Genomic DNA, 18,086 nt, shown 5'->3' on the forward strand with positions numbered 1-18,086 from the left:
CGTACTCGGAATCCCTCGGCATCAACCAGAACGCCGGCCAAAGTCCCTGCCCAGCAGGGAGCTTCATGCGGGCTTCGAATTTGCCGTATGCCTTGCCGAACGTCGGGGACGTCCACAACCTTCCCGACGTATACGTCTTGCCACCGTAGGTTTCCGGTTTCGCTTCCAGTAGCAAGCTGCCATTCTCAACCTTTACGTTGTCTTTCTTGTAATATTGCAGCTCGTTGTTCCCCCAGCTGTCGAGGCCGTAATCGCTGCCCGTTCCTTGCTGGTAGGCCCATCTCGCCAGATCAAGGCCGTTGTCGTCAAGCTGCGTGCCCGTTCCGTCGAATTCGTCGTTCCAGACAAGCGTCCACATCTCTTCGGCCAGCACTTCCTGCGAGACGGAAGCAGGCTCGTAGCCGACAGCTTTGATCGTAATGGCATACATGCCCGGTTGTCCCAGCACGCCCGCCGCAAGCGTAATCGCTCCGGCGCCGATCGTATAATCGCCCAGTTCCAATGCCTCGCCGTTGACGATTACGGCATAGATGCCTTCCCGCCAGACCGCCGAGTCAGCGAACATAAGAGTCATCGGAGCATCGATCAGATTTCCCGTCGCGTCCGGGGAGACGGCTGGGGGCTTCGGCAACGTAATGTCGTTCGACGTGCGGGCTTTTTCGCCAGTCGCCTCCATGGCGCCTTTCAACTCGAATCTTACGTTATCGATAAACAGCTCATGACCGATCGTCCCGTCCTGATTCGCCATCTTGCCGAGTAGAAATTTGAGACTCGCGTTCTCGTCGCTGTTCATCGTAAATTCGTAGCTGTAGGTTTGCGTGTAATCTTCCAGCCGTGCAGGCTGATTCAAGAACCGCGTGTAAGCCGCGTTCTCTGCTGTAACTTCAATGATGCGCGGCATCGTCGAGCGGGCATCGAACTTCACGATATACGTTTTGCCCTTCTTCAGCTCCACCGCGTCCTGCGAGACCACGATGTCCCAAGGATTCAGCCCGGCGTGCCCGATATCAGCTTTAAGCGCGCCTGATTCCCCGGATACCGCAGCCGCGGACGGACCGTCATAGACGCCCTGCACATGACTGTTCCAGCCAGCCAACCCATCGTCGAAATAACCGTTCTTCGCCAGGAATGCCGCGTCACGCGCCCCTTTCAACTCCAGCTTGACATTGTCCACATATACTTCATGCGCGGACAGCGCCGCAGCGCCGTCCAGCTTGCCGAGCAGCATCTTAAAGGAAGCCGTCACGTCTGTCGTAACAGGAAGCTCGTAGCTGAACGTCTGCCACTCCGAAGTCAAGCCGACCCGCTCCGATAGCAGCCTCGTATTGCCGGAATCCACGACCAGCTCGGTTTCCCTCGCGACGGTCGAACGGGCGTCGACGGATACGACATAGGTCAGCCCTTTCGCCAGCTCGAAGTCGGTCTGCATCAACATGACATCCCAAGGATTGTTGCCCGTGCTGGACACGAAAGCATTCATGGCGCCTTCCGCAACGGAGAACGACGTAGCTCCGTCCCAACCGTCATACCGCCCCTGCACATGCTCGCTCCAGAATAACTTGCCATTGGAGAAATCGCCGTTCTTCAGCGGGAATTGCGCATTCAGATCGGGTTCTCCTACGTTATTGTTCGTCAGCCTGGTCAGACGAATATCATCCATCCGAACATCGGCATCCGCTCCGCCGAACATCAACAGCAATACCGCGTTGCGATCGGTAGCTCCATCCATGCGAAGGGATACGCTACGGCCCGTCAAATCGCCGGGCTCAAGCGCTGCTTGCTCCTCGTCGTAGACAGCGCCGTCCGTCGAAGCTAACGCAACCGTTACCGTTCTGTTGGCTGCGGCGCTTCCTTGGAACGACAGGGAATAATCATTGCCTTCAATAAGCTCGATCCCTCTCTGCGCAAGCACGATGTCCCCTGCCTCGCCCCCTGCCCGGGAGATGCTTACTTCGAGCTGCCTCTCGACCGGATCTACCGAGACAACCGCTTCCGCTCCCGCTTTCGTGGAAAGCTTCCAGTAAGTGAGTCGGTTCAAGTGTCCGAGATCGAAGTTGCCGTTAAATACGTGATTGCCGTCCGCCAGCGGCGTCTTGGGATCATTTTCCTTGTACGGATCCGCCGCAGCCACTTCTTCCAGCTTCACATTCCCGATCCAGACGGGATTTGTGGCGAGTCCCATATTAAATTCCAGCCGCGCCAGCGTATCCGTCTCCGCCGTCATCTGGAACGTCATTTCGTAACCTTGCAACGAATCGTTCAGCCTTGCCTCCAGACTGTCGGAGTAGACCGACCAGCCCCGGTTCTCCCCGCCGCCGAGCTTGACGGTCATCGTGCGGCTTGCGTTCGACTTGGCATCGAACGACAGCTTATACCATCTGCCTTTGCCCAGCGTCACGTTCTGAATAAGCTGTACCGCATGGGCCGCGTTTCCTCCGGCTTCGATATCGGCTTTGGCGAACCGCTTTCCGTCGAGTTCTTCCACAGAAACCGTTGCTTGGCCGAGAAACGTGCCTACGGTCACGAAATTCCAGAAGTCCTCGTTCAAAGACTGGCCGGCCTCCGTAACGTTCGTAAAGGTCTCCCCATACTCGCCGTCGTAGACGAAATTGCCGTTTATGGGCGCCTTATATACATCGGGATATGGCTCCGCATCAATTTGCGGTTCGAGGGGCTCGCGGTATTCCCAGCCATCCGGTTCGTACACACGTACGTAATCGACAAGCATCTGAGCGGGAAGATCGCTTTCCTTCGGCAGTCTCCCGCCGTCGTAATTGCCGCCGATCGCGAGGTTCAAAATCATGTAAAACGGCTTATCGAACGGTGCCGGATAGGCGTATTTCGCCGGCTGGTCCGCCCCCCAGCTATCCCAATTATTTAAGATTTGATACAAATTCCCGTCCACGTACCAGCGAATCTCTCCCGGCTCCCACTCCACGCCGTACGTATGGAAACCCGTAATGTCTTCTCCTTCGGGAAAATGGTACTCGTCTCCCGTCGCTTTGTTGTTCGGCCAATTGCGGCCGAAATGGATCGTTCCGCCGACCTCCTCCGGAAGCCGTCCGCGCGCCTCCATAATGTCGAGCTCGCCCGAGGCTGCCCAGACGCCGTATTCGCTGTCCTTCGGCATCATCCAGAACGCTGGCCAGACGCCTTCGCCTGCGGGCAGCTTCATGCGGGCTTCGAACTTGCCGTACGTTTGGGAGAATGTCGGTTCCGTATAAATCCGGCCGGACGTATACGGCTTGCCTTGGTGCGTCTCCTTCTTGGCGGTCACGATCAGCATATCCGTCTCTTCGTCGACGATCATGTTCTCGGATCTGTAATATTGCTGTTCGTTGTTCCCCCAGCCGTCCAGCCCGTATTGCGCGCCGGTGCCCAGCTGGTATCCCCATTTGTCCAAGTCGATTCCGTTGTCGTCCAAATTATCCCCGGAACGGTCGAATTCGTCGTTCCATACCAGCCTCCAGGCTTTCTCCGGCTCTGTCGTCGGGCTTGGACTGGGCTCGGCGGACGGTTCCGCGGTCGGACTCGCCGTCGGTCCGGTTGTTGGTCCCGTCGTTGGTCCCGTTACCGGCCGGGATGTCGGAGTCGGACTTGGCCGACTCGTACTGCTGCCTCCCTGAATCGCAATGCCGGCATCGTTCACGATCTCGCCGATGAAGCCGCCATTGTCGCGGAGCTCGCTTCCTTCCGCCCCGTTCCGGAAAACAAGGCTGTCAATACGGGCATCATTTTCAAGCTCAATGATCGCCTCGCTCTCTACCTGGAGAGTGTCAATATGCGACCCCTTGCCAACTACGATGCGCACGGACCCGCCCTTTTTATTAACAATAAGCTCGTCGGCATCGGTATCTGTCAGATAAATGCTGTTCACTCCGCCGCCGCTTACGAACAAATTCCCCAAAATCGAAGTTCCCTCGAAAAACACTTCGCCTTCTCCAACCCCTGGCACAATGTAGGCATGGCCCTTTATGGTGGAATCCATGATCCGAACACCGCTTGTGCGAATCAGAAGGTTGCCTTCATATACAGCTTCCCGAATAACGCTTGCCTTCCCAATGACTTCGCCAGCCAGCGCAGCCAGCAGGGAGACTGCTTCGGCACGCGTTACAGCACGCAGCGGCCGGATCGTGCCGTCCGGATAGCCGTTCATATAGCCCCCGGAGACGAGTCGCTCGATGGCCTTCGCCGCATAGCCGTGAACGGATGCGGCATCGGAGAAGGCCGAAAGGCCCTTGCCCGACTCCTTCTTCAAGGAAGTGAGATGAAAGGCGGTATCCAAAAGCTTTGCCGCATCCTGCCTTCGAATGGGATCGCCTGGTTTGAATAAACCGCCAGGGAAACCCGAAATTACGCCTGCAGCTGCCGCGTTTCTGACATCCGCCGCATACCATGCCCCGTTCTCCACATCGCTGAACGCAACGGAGCCGCCTTCTATGTATTGGAATAAAGTATTTAGAAGCTTCGCGAACTGTGCCCGGGTTACGGGCTCATTCGGGCGCAGCGAGCCGTCCGGATAGCCGGATAGCAGCCCTCGCGCGATCCAATCCCGCATTAACGCTTCCCCCCAGAGCTTCTCGCTCGGAACGGCTGCCTCCTTGCCGGAATCGTCTATCGAAGCGGAAGCCGGCGCCGGAATCAGGCTGCATACGATTGCCAGGATCAAGAACCAACTAAGCCATTTTTTTCGCATGAATGTATACACTCCTAACCTTTCTTTAAATAGAAGAGTTTATATTCGTTAACGCTTACATCGACATGAGAAAAGCAGCCTGCCTCCTTGGAGTTCCCACAGAGAAACGCAAAGTTGGCCGGCTGCTTTTTCAGAGGTAGTTTTAAAAAACAATTTTGATCACGAAGTATATCTAGAAGTCAATTCGACGTCGAATCTTGCATTCAGCCGAACCTTCCGGTGCTCACGTAGTTCCACTACGCTCCGCTCCTCAGTTTCTAGCTTCATCCAACCTTCTCGGTGCTGAAAATCGATTTTTCAACCCTTAATTTTTTTATAGACTTTGCATTTACTTCGCCTTGTCATACCACTCGTTGACTTCTTTGGTGATTTGCTCGCCGCCCGACTTGTTCCAGTTCTCCACCATCGTGTCGAAGGAATCCAGCGGCTGCTGGCCGTAGATGATTTTGCTGAATGTTTCGTTAAGCAGCTTGTTCAGCAGCTCGTTTTTGCTCTGCATCGTTTCGGTCAGCGGACCCATGTAATAGTTTTTCATGCGAATGTCCTTTTGGTCGACGACAACTTTCATCGCATCCGTATTTTCTTTGGTACGCGTATTGAACTCTTGTTTCTCGTAAGGCGTCTCGGCCGCCGCGCCGCTTGCCAGCTTCACATGCGTGTCGGCGTACAGGCTCGGTATTCGAGCTCCTTCGTAAGTCAGCGCGTAGAAGAGCGGCGGAGCAGCCTTATCCTTTAGTCCAGGGAATAGCTCCGGATACTTCGCGATATCCGCGGTCAGCGTGCCGTCAGGCAGCAGCGCGTAATCGTAGCCTTCCTTAAAGCCGTTGGCGAATTCGCTGTCCGGCTGCGGGTTGGCCGTGTTCTCGAAGAACCAGTTGTAGTAATGAAGCACCGCTTCCGGATGTTTGGCGTCCTTGTTAATGAAGAGATAACCGTTGGACGGAGGGTTGCCGCCCGCGGAGCCGATCTTGCCGTCGTTGCCGCCCGGTACCGGATAAGCCTTGAACGTCGCGCCAGGCACGTTCGTTTTCAGATCCGGGAACGGCCATGCCGGCAGCCAGTTCGGTCCGAACATAATGCCCGCTTCGCCTTTCGTAAACAGCTCGGATCCCGCCGTTTCGTCATACAGCGCCGCGTCCTGCGAAATATATCCTTTGTCCATCCATTCCTTCAGCTTGGCGAGCGCTTCCTTGGCAGCCGGGTTGACGGAGCCGTGCTCCAGCTTGCCCTCGGTGTTCAGGTTCCATTGGCCCGGCATGGTGCCAAAGGCGCCGAAAACGAAGCCGATGTCCGTCATCCAGTTGTTAAAGCCATTCTTGAAGCCCGTGGCGAGACCGATCGTGTTTTTCTGACCGTCCTTGTCGGGATCGCCGTTCACGAACGCGTCCATAACCGTCTCCAGCTCGGCGATAGTTGTCGGCGCTTGCAAACCTACATTTTCGAGCCAGTCCTGGCGGACCCACATGACATGGTCGCCGTTGTAGGCATAGTCGAGAATCGGCAACGCCATTTTGCTGCCATCGCGAGTGATAGGGAGCCAGATAGCAGGGTCAAGCTCGAGACCTGTTTTGTACGTTTCGTTCGCGTATTGGTCGACCAGATCGCCCACCGGCATAAACTGTCCGGAATCGATCAACATGTTGACCGTCTCCAGATCGCCGCGGTACGCCACGACATCCGGCATCTTCTCGCCGGAGGAGAGCATCAGACGCAGCTTCGTTTTGTAGGCGTCATTTGTATTCGTAACAACCCAGTTGTATTTGATTTCGATGCCGAGACGTTCTTTGATCGTCTGCGTCAAAATATTATTTTCGATCGTCTCGCCTTCCTTAAAGATCGCGCCGTTCTCATTCAAGCCCCATACCGTCGTCAATGTAATCGGAGTCGAATATTTGCCGTTTACGAAGCCGTTATCGCCGGCATCCGCCGCTTTCGTCGCCTCGCCGCCCGTGTTGTCCGGCTTGTTCGTTGCCGCACCGCCGTTGCTGCCGCCACTTTCATTGCCCGAGCAAGCCGCGATGGAAGCCGCGCAAGTCAATACCAGCAGCGTAGAAAGCCATTTCTTCTTCATCCTGCTACCCCCTATAAGTTAAATAATGTTATAGATAACGATATTTTCTAAATCGTTATAATGTAATCATAATGCCGCAGCCAAGGCCGTTAAAGACCACAATTTTGTTATTCATGCCCTTTTCTCGCCTATTCTTTGACCGCGCCCAGGATGATGCCTTTGACGAAATAACGCTGCAGGAACGGGTATACGAGCAAGATGGGAAGCGTGCCGATAAAGATCTGCGCCGACTTGACCGTCCGCTGCGAAATGTTCTTTAGTTCGTTGACATCGGGGTTGATTTTATTAAAGTCCTGCTGCACGATAATCGTCTGCAAGAAGGTAGACAATGGATACTTTCGATAATCGGAAATATACAATAATCCGTCGAACCAGGAGTTCCAATGCATGACCATCGTAAAGAGCGAGATCGTCGCGATCGCCGGCATCGAGATCGGCAGGTAAATGCTGAACAACGTTCGAAAGTGTCCCGCGCCGTCGATCAGCGACGCCTCCTCCAGTTCCTTCGGCACCGCCCGGAAGAAGTTCATGAGCAGCACCATATTAAACACGTTGATTGCTAGCGGAAGCACGAGCGCCCAGATCGTATTCATGAGATCGAGATTGCGGATCAGCATGTAAGACGGCACGATTCCGCCGCTAAACAGCATCGTAAACAGGAAGAACCACACGTAATACGAACGGCTCTTAAAGCCCGTGCCGTCTTTGGACAAGGCGTAGGCGGCAAGCAGCATAAGCGACATGCCGATGATCGTGCCCAGAACGGTACGCTCCAGCCCTTTTAACAGCGCGTGATGAAAGTTGTCGTTGTTCAACGTCTTCGTATACGCCTCGAGATTGAAGCCGATCGGCCATAATCCCACAAGATTGGAGTTCGCGGGAGCGCTTGCGCTGAAGCTGACGGCCAGAATATGCACAAGCGGCAATACGCAAGAGACGCAGATTAAAGCCAGCAAGAGATAGTTGAAAACTGAAAACGCTTTATATCCTTTGGATTTATGATACATGTTCTCTCACCCTCTTTGTCAAAAAATTCGATATCCCGCGTATTTATAGGCCATTCGGTAAGAGAACACGATCAGGATCAGGCCAATCAACGACTTGAACAACCCGACCGCCGTGCCGAAGCTGTATTGCCCGTTCAGGATCGCCGTCCGGTAGACGAAGGTGTCGATGATATCGCCCTTGTCGTACACGAGCGAATTGTACAAGTTGAATATTTGGTCGAATCCGCCGTTCAGGATGTTGCCGAGCGATAGTGTGCCTACTACGACCGCGATCGGAATCATCGCGGGAACCGTAATGTGAGTCGTCTGCTTCCAGCGGTTGGCGCCGTCCACCTCCGCGGCCTCGTAGAGTGATGGGTTCACCCCTGCCAATGCGGCGAGGAAAACGATCGTGTTGAAGCCGAAATTTTGCCAAATGTCGCTGACAACGACGGTAAATCGGAACCAGTCCCCATTTCCCAGCCAAAAGACCGAATCCAGTCCGATCGCGTTCAGCGCGGAGTTCACGATCCCTTTGCTCCCTAGCATATCCGTCAAAATAGCGCCGAGAATAACCCACGAGATGAAGTGCGGCAGGTATACCAGCGTTTGCACGACCCGTTTGAAAAACATCTTCCGGACTTCGTTCAGCAAAATCGCGAACGCGAACGGAACGATGAGGCCGAATACGATCTTCAGACTGGAAATAATCAAAGTGTTCCAAATGACCTGCTTGCTGTCCGGATATTCGAACATGAAGCGAAAGTGCTCAAGGCCGATAAACTTCGAGCCTAACATCCCGTCGTACGGCTTGAAATCCTGAAATGCCATAATTAGGCCGCCCATCGGCACATATGCGAAGATCAAAGTAATGATTGCCGCCGGCAGCAGCATGAGATGCAAGGGCCAAGTGCGACTCAGCTTCTCTTTTGCGCGCTCTTGCTGCGTGCTTCGTTTCCCCCGCCTTGTCGTTTCAAGCGGTTCGTTTATCGCACTACCCATTGAAATTGCCCCCTTTCAAAAATTTGAATTGAATTTTTTTAACTCTCCTGTATGATTTATTCTATCAGCGGACTCTCCTGTGCCGACATGCCGCAATCTTTAGAACCATGCCCTTTTCTTGGGGGATATCAAAACATAGAGAGGGATACCGATGCGATTAAGAGAAAACACGTTCGCCAAAATCATCACTCTGATCGTTCTCTTATTGATACCGATCATATTATTGTATACGCTTTCAACACAGACGAGCATGAACGTTATCCGGGACGAAATGCAGTCGCTCAAGCAGAAGGACATCACCTATTTGGCGAACGAAATCGACCGCAGCGTCACTACGCTGTCGTCGCTCGGCTTCCTGCTCAGCGAGGACATCCATATTCAGCAGTTGCAGACGATCCATCTACTGGAGAGCGCCTATGAGCGCAACAGCGAACGGCTCCGCATCATGGAACGGCTTCGCCTGCTCAACGTCTCCCAGCGCTGGGACACCCAATACAGCATCCTGTCCCCGGAGAATGGTCAGTTCGTCTCCACCAACACATACCTCCAATACGATCTCGAATCCGTAAAGAAGCTGCTTGCGCCGACATGGCAATACGAAGAGATGATTACGCAGAATTTGAAGCAAATGAGGTTCGTCCGGCACATCGTCAAGCCCGCAAGCAAAATCTCGAACGTCGATCAGGCCGGCATCATCGTGGAAATCTCATTCCCCGACGAACATATTATCAAGGATCTCGACGCGTTCAAGCAGACGGGCAAAGGCGATCCGTTCCTTATGAGCAAGGACGGCGACAGCATTCTGAACCGCAGCTCGGATCCCGAAATAATCGCCAGCATCGGAGAACTTCTCCGCAAGGAGGAGCTTTCTCTCGCCGCCGCCAGCAACGAGATCGTAAAGATGGGCGGAGGCGAATATCTCGTCACCATCGCGCCGATCCGGACGTTGAGCTGGTATCTTGTCGACTACATGCCGCTCCAGGATGTCATGAAGCCAATTGTGAAGACGCAAATTCTGTTCTACGGCTCCGTCATTCTTCTGTTGGCAATGAGCCTGCTTGCCGCCTATCTTCTTTACCGCAACGTACAGCGGCCGATCGGCCTGCTCATTCGCAACGTCAAGCGGCTGCAGGACGGCAATTACGCTACTCGGATCAACGTAAATCCGAAAAACGAATTCGGTTATTTATTCCAGCGATTCAACGATATGGCGGCTGAGACGGAACGGCTGATCGGCAAGGTATACGTCGAGGAGCTTAGGCGCAGGGAAGCCAATGTGAAACAGCTGCAATCGCAGATCAATCCGCATTTTCTGTACAATTGCTTTGCGCTCATCCGCAGCCTGTCCCGCCTGGACAAGAAGGAATCCGTCATGAAGCTGTCCATGCACCTGTCCAAGTATTACCGCTATACGACGCGCGTCGAGAAGCTCACGGCCACGCTGCGCGAAGAGCTGCAGCTGCTGGAGAGTTATCTGGAGATTCAGCGTTTCCATATCCAGCATATGTCTTACTTAATCGACGTTCCGGAGACAATGCTGGATCTTGAAGTGCCGCGCCTGCTGCTGCAGCCAGTGGTCGAGAATGCGGTGCTGCACGGCATCGAGCGCTATGACGGAGACGGGCTGATCGCCATTCTCGGCAAGACGGAGGGAGGCTGGCACGAAATCTGCGTAGAGGACAACGGGATAGGCATGACGGAGGAAGAGCTTCGAAAGCTGGAAAATAAAATTTTAGAAACGCCTGATGACAGCACGGGCTGCGCGCTTTGGAACATCAGGCAGCGCCTGCTGTTCCAATTCGGAGATAGCGCGACGCTGACATTCCGACTGAGACCCGAAGGCGGAGTCGCCGTCCATCTGAGATGGCCCGTCCAATGATCTAATGAACTCACCGAAGGAGCGATAAGCCATGTATCAATTACTTATAGTCGACGATCAGCCAGACCTGGTAGAAGACCTCGCGACGATGCTTCCCTGGGAAAGCATAGGGATCGGGTCCGTCTTCCAGGCCGGCTCCGGAGCGGAAGCTCTCGGCATCATGAAGGAGACGCCCATCGATATCGTCATTTCGGATATTCGGATGCCGGGCATATCCGGCCTTGACCTGATCGAGGCCATCCGGGCGCAATGGAGCCATGTCCGCTGCATTCTGCTCTCCGGCTACAACGATTTCGAATACGCGCAGCGCGCCCTTAAGAGCCAGGCGAGCGATTATCTCTTGAAGCCCGTTGAGGACGAGGAGCTGCTGAACGCGGTGCAATCCGCCATCGCCTCCCTGCAGAAAAGATGGATGGAGGTCAGCTCCCATCAAAGCGCGGTGGCGACGCTCAAGGACAATCTGCCTATCGTGCGAAGCCATCTGCTTGGCGCCTTGCTCAAGGGTCAACGATATGCCGAAGCGGATTGGCAAAAGAAGCTGGACATGCTGGGGCTTGGAATTCGCCCAATATCCTCTATGTGTATGATGCTGCTGCGGATGGAGGATTATTTTGTCGGTCATAAGGAAAGCGACAGCTCCCTCTTCCAATACGCCATCACGAATATTGCCGAGGAGATTTTTACGGACGACTTCAAACTCTGGCACATGAAGGATGACTACGGTTATTGCGTCTTTCTTATTCTTCCCAAAGTCGAAGGAACAGATTTGAACCTGCCCGCCATTGAGCAGAAGATGACTCATTTGCAGCATTACGTGAAGCTTTATCTAAAGGGCACCGTGTCCCTTGCCGCGAGCCGCGAAGCAAAGTTCCCCAGGGATATAGCGAGCACCTACGAAAACCTGCTGGGCAGCTTCCGCCAGCGGATCGGCGGAGAGCGCGATTTCTTCTATACGCTGGGAGAGGATCAGGAATCTTTGGAAGCCAGCTCCCTGTCGCAGCTTTATCAGCCTCCGCTCCTCCATCACCTGCTGGAAGCAGGCCAATGGAATGCCGCGGAGGAGAAGCTTGGCGCTATTTTCGCGGAGCTTGGACTGAAGTGGGGGGACAGCCATGAGCATATTCTCGAAACTTACTATTCCATCGTAAGCTCGCTTAGCTACTCCATCCATAAAAACAAGCTGTGGATGGCGGATATTATGGGAGCCGATTTCAATCAATTGTTAAACGGTCCACACTTCCATACGATTCGTCAGTTGGAATCATGGACGACCGAGGTCGTTGGAGCCTACCGCCTCAATGTGTCGGGACGCGCCCAAGACTCCCGCTCCGGCGTCATTCAGAAGGTGCAGGAATATGCCTCCTCCCATTTGGACAGCGCCTCCTTGAGCACGATTGCCGAGCATGTGTACCTGAATCCGTCTTACTTGTCCAAGGTGTACAAGCTGGAGACCGGCGAAGGGATCAGCGACTACTTGTCCCGGTTGAAAATGGAAAAAGCCGCCCATATGCTGCGCTCCTCGCAGGAAAAAATCTACGAGATCGCAGCCATGGTCGGCTATCAGAAAACCAGTTATTTCATCAAGGTGTTCAAGGAGAATTACGGCGTGACGCCGCAGGAATTCCGGGATTCCTAATACATCGTGTTAACAATGAAACCGACGAGCGGCTGCGATAAGGAGGTGTTTCGGCATGATTGCGCACACTTGCACGCCGGATTGGCCTTTATCGGCCTTTGTGGATTATTTCTGGTATATGGAAAACAAAAGCCTTGTCTGTCAGAATGAACTCTCCTTGCCCGACGGCTCCGTTGATCTCATCATTGATCTGACAACGGCGAAAAAAGTATCGATGGCCACCTCGTCCAACGAAATCCTGCAGTTGGACCCTGTATTTGTATGCGGACCTCATTCGCAGCATTTTGTGATTTGCAATTCTCATGAGACGAGAGTGATTGGCGTTCATTTTAAGCCGGGTGGCGCTTATCCTTTTTTCGGCTGCCCCATGAACCAATTGTTGAACGTCATGCAGCCTTTGGATTCGATGTGGGGGCGCATGGTAGGAGAATTGCGCAAGGAGCTGCTTGAACTAACGAGCGTAGACGCCATGTTCCGGACGCTCTCCCGAAGGCTGTTGCAATCGTCTGGCCAACGGCTCCATATCCATCCGGCGGTTCAATTCGCCATCGCTCATTTGGGAACGAACGCACGGTTGGATCACGTTCAAAGCCTGGTCGATCAAATCGGCATAAGTCATAGACGGTTTATCGAACTGTTTAAACGGGAAACCGGCTATTCCCCCAAACTTTTCAGCCGTATTCGGCGATTTCAAAGCGTGCTCAGAAGTATGAACGGCCCGCAACACGAAATAGATTGGTCGGATATCGCCTTCAATTGCGGCTATTACGATCAGTCTCATTTTATTAAAGACTTTCGCGCCTTCTCCGGATTGAGCCCGAGCGACTATGAAACCATTCCTGGAAGGCATCACAACCACGCTCGATTGTAGCGAATGGGTCAATTATTTACAATAAAGTCCGGCAATTCCTCTGTACAATGAGCTGTAAGAAAGGAGGAGACGGGAATGGGAAATGAGTGGACCCCGCAAGGGTATCCTTCGGTTGTTCCGACGATGAGGGCGGAGCAGGTCGACCGGCTGTTGGTTTTTATGCAAACCGTTTTTGACGGGGAAATCCTGCAGCGCGCGGTGGATGCCAATGAGAAAATAACGCATGCCGAAGTGCGGATCGGCCATGGGATGATCGAAGTGTCGGACGCCAATGCTGCGTGGCCGGCCAATGAAACTTCGCTGCATGTATTTGTCCCGAATGTCGATGAATGTTTTAGACGGGCCCTGGAAGAAGGGGCGGTTCCTCTGTACGAACCGGCGGACATGCCTTATGGGGAAAGAAGCGGCGGCGTCAGAGATCCTTTTGGCAACAGCTGGTTTATCGCAACGTTCCGAAGAGGCGCGGGGCGCGGCTATTACGATTGATCAACCGGGCAACAACTAAAGCGAGCCCGCCTGTATGGCTGGACTCGCTCCTTTATTCCGGCTAGAATTTCCCTAATGACGGCGTCGATAGCCGCTGAACCTCGTCGATCTGGGCATCGCGGCCGAGCGGATTGGCATTCGGCGCCATCTCTGCTTCCGCTCTCAGTACGTTGTCATACGCGACAGCCAACCGTTAAGATTTCGAAAGGCCGTACGTTTAGCACGACGTTGTCGCCTTGTTCGATGGGAACCGCAACCTCATCCGTATGCCGTTCCAGAATATCGCTAACATAGGTTTGCGCGGCTCCCTCGGGCAGCCGCAACCGCAGTGCTTCGGGCTCCCCGCCCATGTTAAACCAGCGAAGCATGAGATCGCCGGATTCCTCGGCGATCTTCATCGACGAGAACGCGAGCGCTTCGCCCGTCCAATTCAGCGGGGACGCCGCCGGCTCCAGCTTGCCGCCGTGAACGCCGGTCTGCGCGCTTTGCCACTCCGTCTGAGCCTGGTACGCTTTTGCGTAAGCCTGGAAGCGGCCGCTCTCGCCGTCATGAGGCAGCAGCGACATGGCGAAGGAATGATCGCCGAGACATTGGGCTTCCGGCGTCGGGAAGACGCCCCAATCGCCAAGTTCGCCGACGGCGCGCAGCAGCGTGACCGCGATCGTGTTGCGACCGTCGCGCAGCAGCTCGTATTCGCTTAAACCCAGGTTGGACACGACAAGTCCCGCCTCTTCCCCGCTCACGTCCACGAAAGCCTGCTGATGCTGGCAGTTGCTCGGGTTCCGCCACTCGGCGGCCGGCTCGTTGTCCCGCTTCGCGGCTTCGAACACGGAATCCGCGTAGTGATGGGAAGTCTCGATATCCGTCGGGAACAGAGCGCGAACGCGGTGATCCTTGGCTTCGTTGTTGAAGCTGACCTGGATGCCGACTTCGCGGCTGTCCCGCTCCAGCGTCACGAGAGCGCGGATGACCAGCTTGACCGTGCGCTCCTTCGTTCTTCCCCCAAGGCGATCGGGGAAATACACGGCTTCCCGCTTCTCCTTCTCGAACAAGTCGTCGCCGCAAGCCGGAATGTCCAGCTCGTGCACGATCGACAAGGACGCGCGGAATGCGTTGTTCTCCGCGACGGAGATGACGGCGGGCTTGCCTTTCGTCAGAATCGCAGACTCGCCTGCCGGCTGCCTGAACATATATTCGTTGCCGATGTCGCCTGCATCCTCGAACACGAGCAGGTCGCGGTACGTTCTGCCGTTTGCGGCGTCGAAGAGCGTCATGCTGCCGTCTTCGGCAAGCTCGACGCGCAGCAAGCCGTTATCGAGGGCGCGCTCCCCTTGCAGAATGGAGAAGTCCGGCTTGGACTCGCCGGCCCCGGACACAGTCTCATGTACCCAGGCGTAGGAACGCCATCCGAGCGCGGGAACGCCAGAAGCCCGAAACGTCAGCTTCACCTTGCGGGCCATGTACGGCTGGCGGAACTTGTCGTCCGGCAGATCGTAGCCGAACTGCAGACCCAGATCCTCCAGCTCGCAAGCCACCGGTTGGCCGAGCTCGTTCACGAGCGTGCGGCCCTCCAGGCTGATCGCCTCCATGCGCCGGTTCATCTCCGGAAGCGGCACGCCGTCGCGGAAGTACAAGCGGGTGACGTCAAGCTCCACGGTCGCGACGCCGGAGCGTTCCCAGCCGCTCGTGTTGAAGACCGCGAACGGCAGAGCATCGTCGCCGAATTCCGCGAAGCGGCTCGTGTCGATCCCGCTCACGATGGCGTCCAAGCTGTCTTGGACGATGGATTCCGCCATGTGGCGGCTCTTGTCGAAGCGGGTCACCATCTCGCGGTGCACCTCGTCGACGCTGCAGCCGCAGATGCTGTCATGCGGATGGTTCTGCATGAGCGTTTTCCAGGCGTACACGAACAGATGATGCGGATACGGCGTGCCAAGCAGATGCGCCATGGCCGCGAGCGGTTCCGCCGTCCGTTCCAGGATCGCTTGCCCGCGCTGATTCATCTGCTTCAGATAGACGCGAGCGGAAGCCGTGTTCACGAGGGTCGACCAGCCGTCCGTGCGCTGGCTGCGAAGCTCGCCGCGAACGACCGACAGGTCGCCCGAAAGCGACGAACGGACCGCGGCCAGGTATTCCTCGAAGCTCGAATGCACGAAGTCGATATCCGGATACAGCTCCTTGGCTTTCCGGATCGCGGAAGGCAGATCCGTCTGGATGGGCTGATGGTCGCAGCCGTTCATGTAGAGCAGCTCGCCCGTGGAGGCGTAGCGCTTGGCGTCGTCCAGCTTGCGCGTCCAGTAATCGCGAGCTTCCTCCTCGTCCACGGGCACCTCGTTGCCGTTGCTGTACCAATTCGCGAACAGAATGCCCAGCACGCGGGAGCCGTCCGGACCTTCCCAGATCAGCTCCGAGAACGACGATTCGTATTCGGAATCCGCCACTTGATTGTTGAAGCCGGTCGGCTTGACGCCGCGTCCGAACAGGGCGTTGTCGATGCCGGACTGCTTCATGAGCTGAGGCGCTTGCCCCACGATGCCGAACGTATCGGGGAAGTACCCCACCTTGGCGATCGTGCCGTAAGGCTTGGCGTCCCGATGTCCGATCTGCATGTTGCGCACATTGGCTTCGGAGCTGGTCAGGAACGCATCCTGCAAAATGTACCAAGGTCCGATGCCGATGCGGCCCGCGGCGATCAGAGCTTCCAGTTCCCCTCTCCGCTCCGGCCTTACTTGCAGGTAGTCTTCCATGATAATCGTCTGACCGTCCAGGAAAAAGCTCTTGTATGCCGGATCGGCAGCCATCGTATCCAACAGGGTATCCATCAACGCAATTAACCGGGCATGATGTTTCTCGTAGGGCAGATACCATTCCCGATCCCAATGGGTATGCGAGATGATGTGCGCCGTCGTGCGGTTGGTCATGTTGTTCCGCCCTCCTTCTCCATTCATCGTTCCATCTATCGTTCAGTCATGATCTTCACTTCGTTCGGCCGATACGTCGCCAGCAACTCCCCGTTTCCGTCCGCCGCGAACAAGACGGACCGTTCGCGGGGAAGCTCGAAGGCATATACGGTTCCGCTAGCGGGATCCTTCACGGTAATTCCCGCGTCGAAGCCGCACTCCGAGACGAACGTAAACAGCGTTCCGCCTCCGAACCGCAGCTTGCGTCCGTAAACGCCGGGCAGCTCACCGCTCTCCAGCCAGATCAGGTCCTCCGATACGCCGGCTTTCTCCATCGCGTGCCGGTACAGCCGCTCCACCGATTCGGAGCGCTCGTTCAGCTCCACCGGGATGGGACTCCAGAGCAAGGTTCCTGCTCCGATCGCCGCTTCAACGAGTCGATCTCCATCGGCCGGGCCGTCCTCGCGCAAGGTTGTTTCTTTCAACGTTTCGGCGATTCGACGGGCTCCGAAGGACAGCTCGACCGGCGATACCGCGTCTAAGCCGCTGCCCGCCGTCTCGTTCAGCCAGAGCCGTTCTTCCCGACGAATATTCTCGTGGCGCAGCTCGCCGAGCAATTCCGGCAGCCGCTTCGCCTGGCGCCAATACGGATCGAGGCCGATCGGTCCCGTCCAGAGCAGCGTCGCCCCCGTATCCGCCGCGATCGCGACGAGGTTCGCGAAAGCTTCATCGTCGAAGTTATGCGGACTCGGCACGATGATGAGCTTGGCCGGGCGTATCCGCAAGTCGTCGAGCCTGTATTCGCCCACTCCCCGGAACGGAGCGTTTAACCGGTAGCCCAGCACGCGCGCCGCCTTGGTCGTGGCGTCGAACGCCAGCTTCCGGTTGGAGAAGTCGTTGGAATACGGGAACACGACGGCGATCTCCTCCGCTTCCCTCTCGACGAACAGATCGCGGATTCCCTCCATGAAACGTCCGAAATCGTAGGATACGTCCGCTTCCGGCTTCTCCGTGCCGTCCGCCCGCAAGGCGCCGATATGCGACTCGTTCGCGTTGTCCATGTAGAAGTTCGTATTCCAGATCCACTGGATCGCGCCGGCTCCGCCAGCAGCGAACGCGTAAGCGTATTTGCGCTCCAAAATCGACCGCAGCTCCTCCTCCGAACGTTTCGCCCGGCCGTCCGGCGTCTCCACGTACATGATGCCCGTCTCCTGGACCAGATTCGGCTTGTTCGCCGTCTTGGCGAACACCCCGTCCCATAGCAGATGGTCGTTCAGCCACCACGAATGCACGGTCGTGTAATCCGCGGCGTCCTCGTAGAAAAACGGCGACGGCCGCTGCGCGCCGAGCGCCTCGTCCTGGCCGACCGTCACCATATGGTCCGGACAAACTTCCTTGATCGCTTCGTAAAGCTGGCTCGCCCATACATTGTGCATATCCATGGAGAACAGGACGTAATCCAGCCATTTGCCGCCTTTCTTGGCCTTGTGCATGTCCTGCACGTCGAAGTTGATCTCCTCCGGCTCCGGAGGAGCCGCGGCTTCGAACGACGGCAGCCG

At 55.8% G+C, this 18,086-nt stretch carries 9 protein-coding genes and 1 pseudogene; 4 read left to right on the forward strand and 6 right to left on the reverse strand.

Going from position 1 to position 18,086, the window contains the following annotated elements; translation table 11 throughout:
• The 4 genes from PAT3040_RS16940 to PAT3040_RS16955 form a co-directional block, all read right to left on the reverse strand.
• The coding region (locus PAT3040_RS16940; protein WP_181376671.1) for a carbohydrate binding domain-containing protein at nucleotides 1-4,696 on the reverse strand (4,696 nt) is incomplete at its 3' end.
• A gap of 328 nt (nucleotides 4,697-5,024) precedes the next feature.
• On the reverse strand, nucleotides 5,025-6,767 hold the full coding sequence (locus PAT3040_RS16945; protein WP_108993648.1) for an extracellular solute-binding protein: 1,743 nt from the start codon (nucleotides 6,765-6,767) through the stop codon (nucleotides 5,025-5,027).
• A 128-nt stretch (nucleotides 6,768-6,895) separates the two neighbouring features.
• Nucleotides 6,896-7,774, reverse strand: coding sequence for a carbohydrate ABC transporter permease (locus PAT3040_RS16950; protein WP_108993649.1), 879 nt, complete (start codon nucleotides 7,772-7,774; stop codon nucleotides 6,896-6,898).
• Between the two features lie 18 nt (nucleotides 7,775-7,792).
• Entirely contained in the window at nucleotides 7,793-8,647 is an 855-nt protein-coding gene (locus tag PAT3040_RS16955; protein ID WP_258235020.1) for an ABC transporter permease, read from the reverse strand.
• Between the two features lie 259 nt (nucleotides 8,648-8,906).
• Between PAT3040_RS16955 and PAT3040_RS16960 the strand changes: the two genes are divergently transcribed.
• The 4 genes from PAT3040_RS16960 (at nucleotide 8,907) to PAT3040_RS16975 (ending at nucleotide 13,627) form a co-directional block, all read left to right on the forward strand.
• Nucleotides 8,907-10,634, forward strand: a complete 1,728-nt coding sequence (locus tag PAT3040_RS16960) for a sensor histidine kinase (protein ID WP_108993651.1) — start codon at nucleotides 8,907-8,909, stop codon at nucleotides 10,632-10,634.
• A 31-nt stretch (nucleotides 10,635-10,665) separates the two neighbouring features.
• Nucleotides 10,666-12,270 (forward strand): response regulator, encoded by a 1,605-nt coding sequence (locus PAT3040_RS16965; protein WP_108993652.1) that lies wholly within the window; start codon nucleotides 10,666-10,668, stop codon nucleotides 12,268-12,270.
• 55 nt (nucleotides 12,271-12,325) lie between these two features.
• The gene (locus tag PAT3040_RS16970; protein WP_108993653.1) at nucleotides 12,326-13,141 is read left to right on the forward strand and encodes a helix-turn-helix domain-containing protein; all 816 of its coding nucleotides are present in this window, start codon (nucleotides 12,326-12,328) and stop codon (nucleotides 13,139-13,141) included.
• Between the two features lie 75 nt (nucleotides 13,142-13,216).
• A complete protein-coding gene (locus tag PAT3040_RS16975) occupies nucleotides 13,217-13,627 on the forward strand; it encodes a VOC family protein (RefSeq protein WP_108993654.1) in 411 nt (136 codons plus the stop codon).
• A gap of 173 nt (nucleotides 13,628-13,800) precedes the next feature.
• Here the strand turns inward: PAT3040_RS16975 and PAT3040_RS16980 are convergent, their stop codons facing one another.
• Both PAT3040_RS16980 and PAT3040_RS16985 read right to left on the reverse strand, forming a co-directional pair.
• On the reverse strand, nucleotides 13,801-16,548 hold the full coding sequence (locus tag PAT3040_RS16980) for an alpha-mannosidase (protein WP_108993655.1): 2,748 nt from the start codon (nucleotides 16,546-16,548) through the stop codon (nucleotides 13,801-13,803).
• Nucleotides 16,549-16,583: 35 nt separating this feature from the next.
• A pseudogene (locus PAT3040_RS16985) lies at nucleotides 16,584-18,086 on the reverse strand (glycoside hydrolase); the annotation flags it as partial.

This window comes from Paenibacillus agaridevorans, assembly GCF_003112455.1.
Lineage (GTDB): Bacteria > Bacillota > Bacilli > Paenibacillales > Paenibacillaceae > Pristimantibacillus > Pristimantibacillus agaridevorans.

What these genes read in the sequence shown, in the direction of transcription:
- PAT3040_RS16970 (WP_108993653.1), top strand. Translation starts at nt 12,326, where the DNA reads ATGATTGCGCACACTTGCACGCCGGATTGGCCTTTATCGGCCTTTGTG.
- PAT3040_RS16950 (WP_108993649.1), bottom strand. Translation starts at nt 7,774, where the DNA reads ATGTATCATAAATCCAAAGGATATAAAGCGTTTTCAGTTTTCAACTAT.
- PAT3040_RS16960 (WP_108993651.1), top strand. Translation starts at nt 8,907, where the DNA reads ATGCGATTAAGAGAAAACACGTTCGCCAAAATCATCACTCTGATCGTT.
- PAT3040_RS16975 (WP_108993654.1), top strand. Translation starts at nt 13,217, where the DNA reads ATGGGAAATGAGTGGACCCCGCAAGGGTATCCTTCGGTTGTTCCGACG.
- PAT3040_RS16965 (WP_108993652.1), top strand. Translation starts at nt 10,666, where the DNA reads ATGTATCAATTACTTATAGTCGACGATCAGCCAGACCTGGTAGAAGAC.
- PAT3040_RS16980 (WP_108993655.1), bottom strand. Translation starts at nt 16,548, where the DNA reads ATGACCAACCGCACGACGGCGCACATCATCTCGCATACCCATTGGGAT.
- PAT3040_RS16945 (WP_108993648.1), bottom strand. Translation starts at nt 6,767, where the DNA reads ATGAAGAAGAAATGGCTTTCTACGCTGCTGGTATTGACTTGCGCGGCT.
- PAT3040_RS16955 (WP_258235020.1), bottom strand. Translation starts at nt 8,647, where the DNA reads ATGCTGCTGCCGGCGGCAATCATTACTTTGATCTTCGCATATGTGCCG.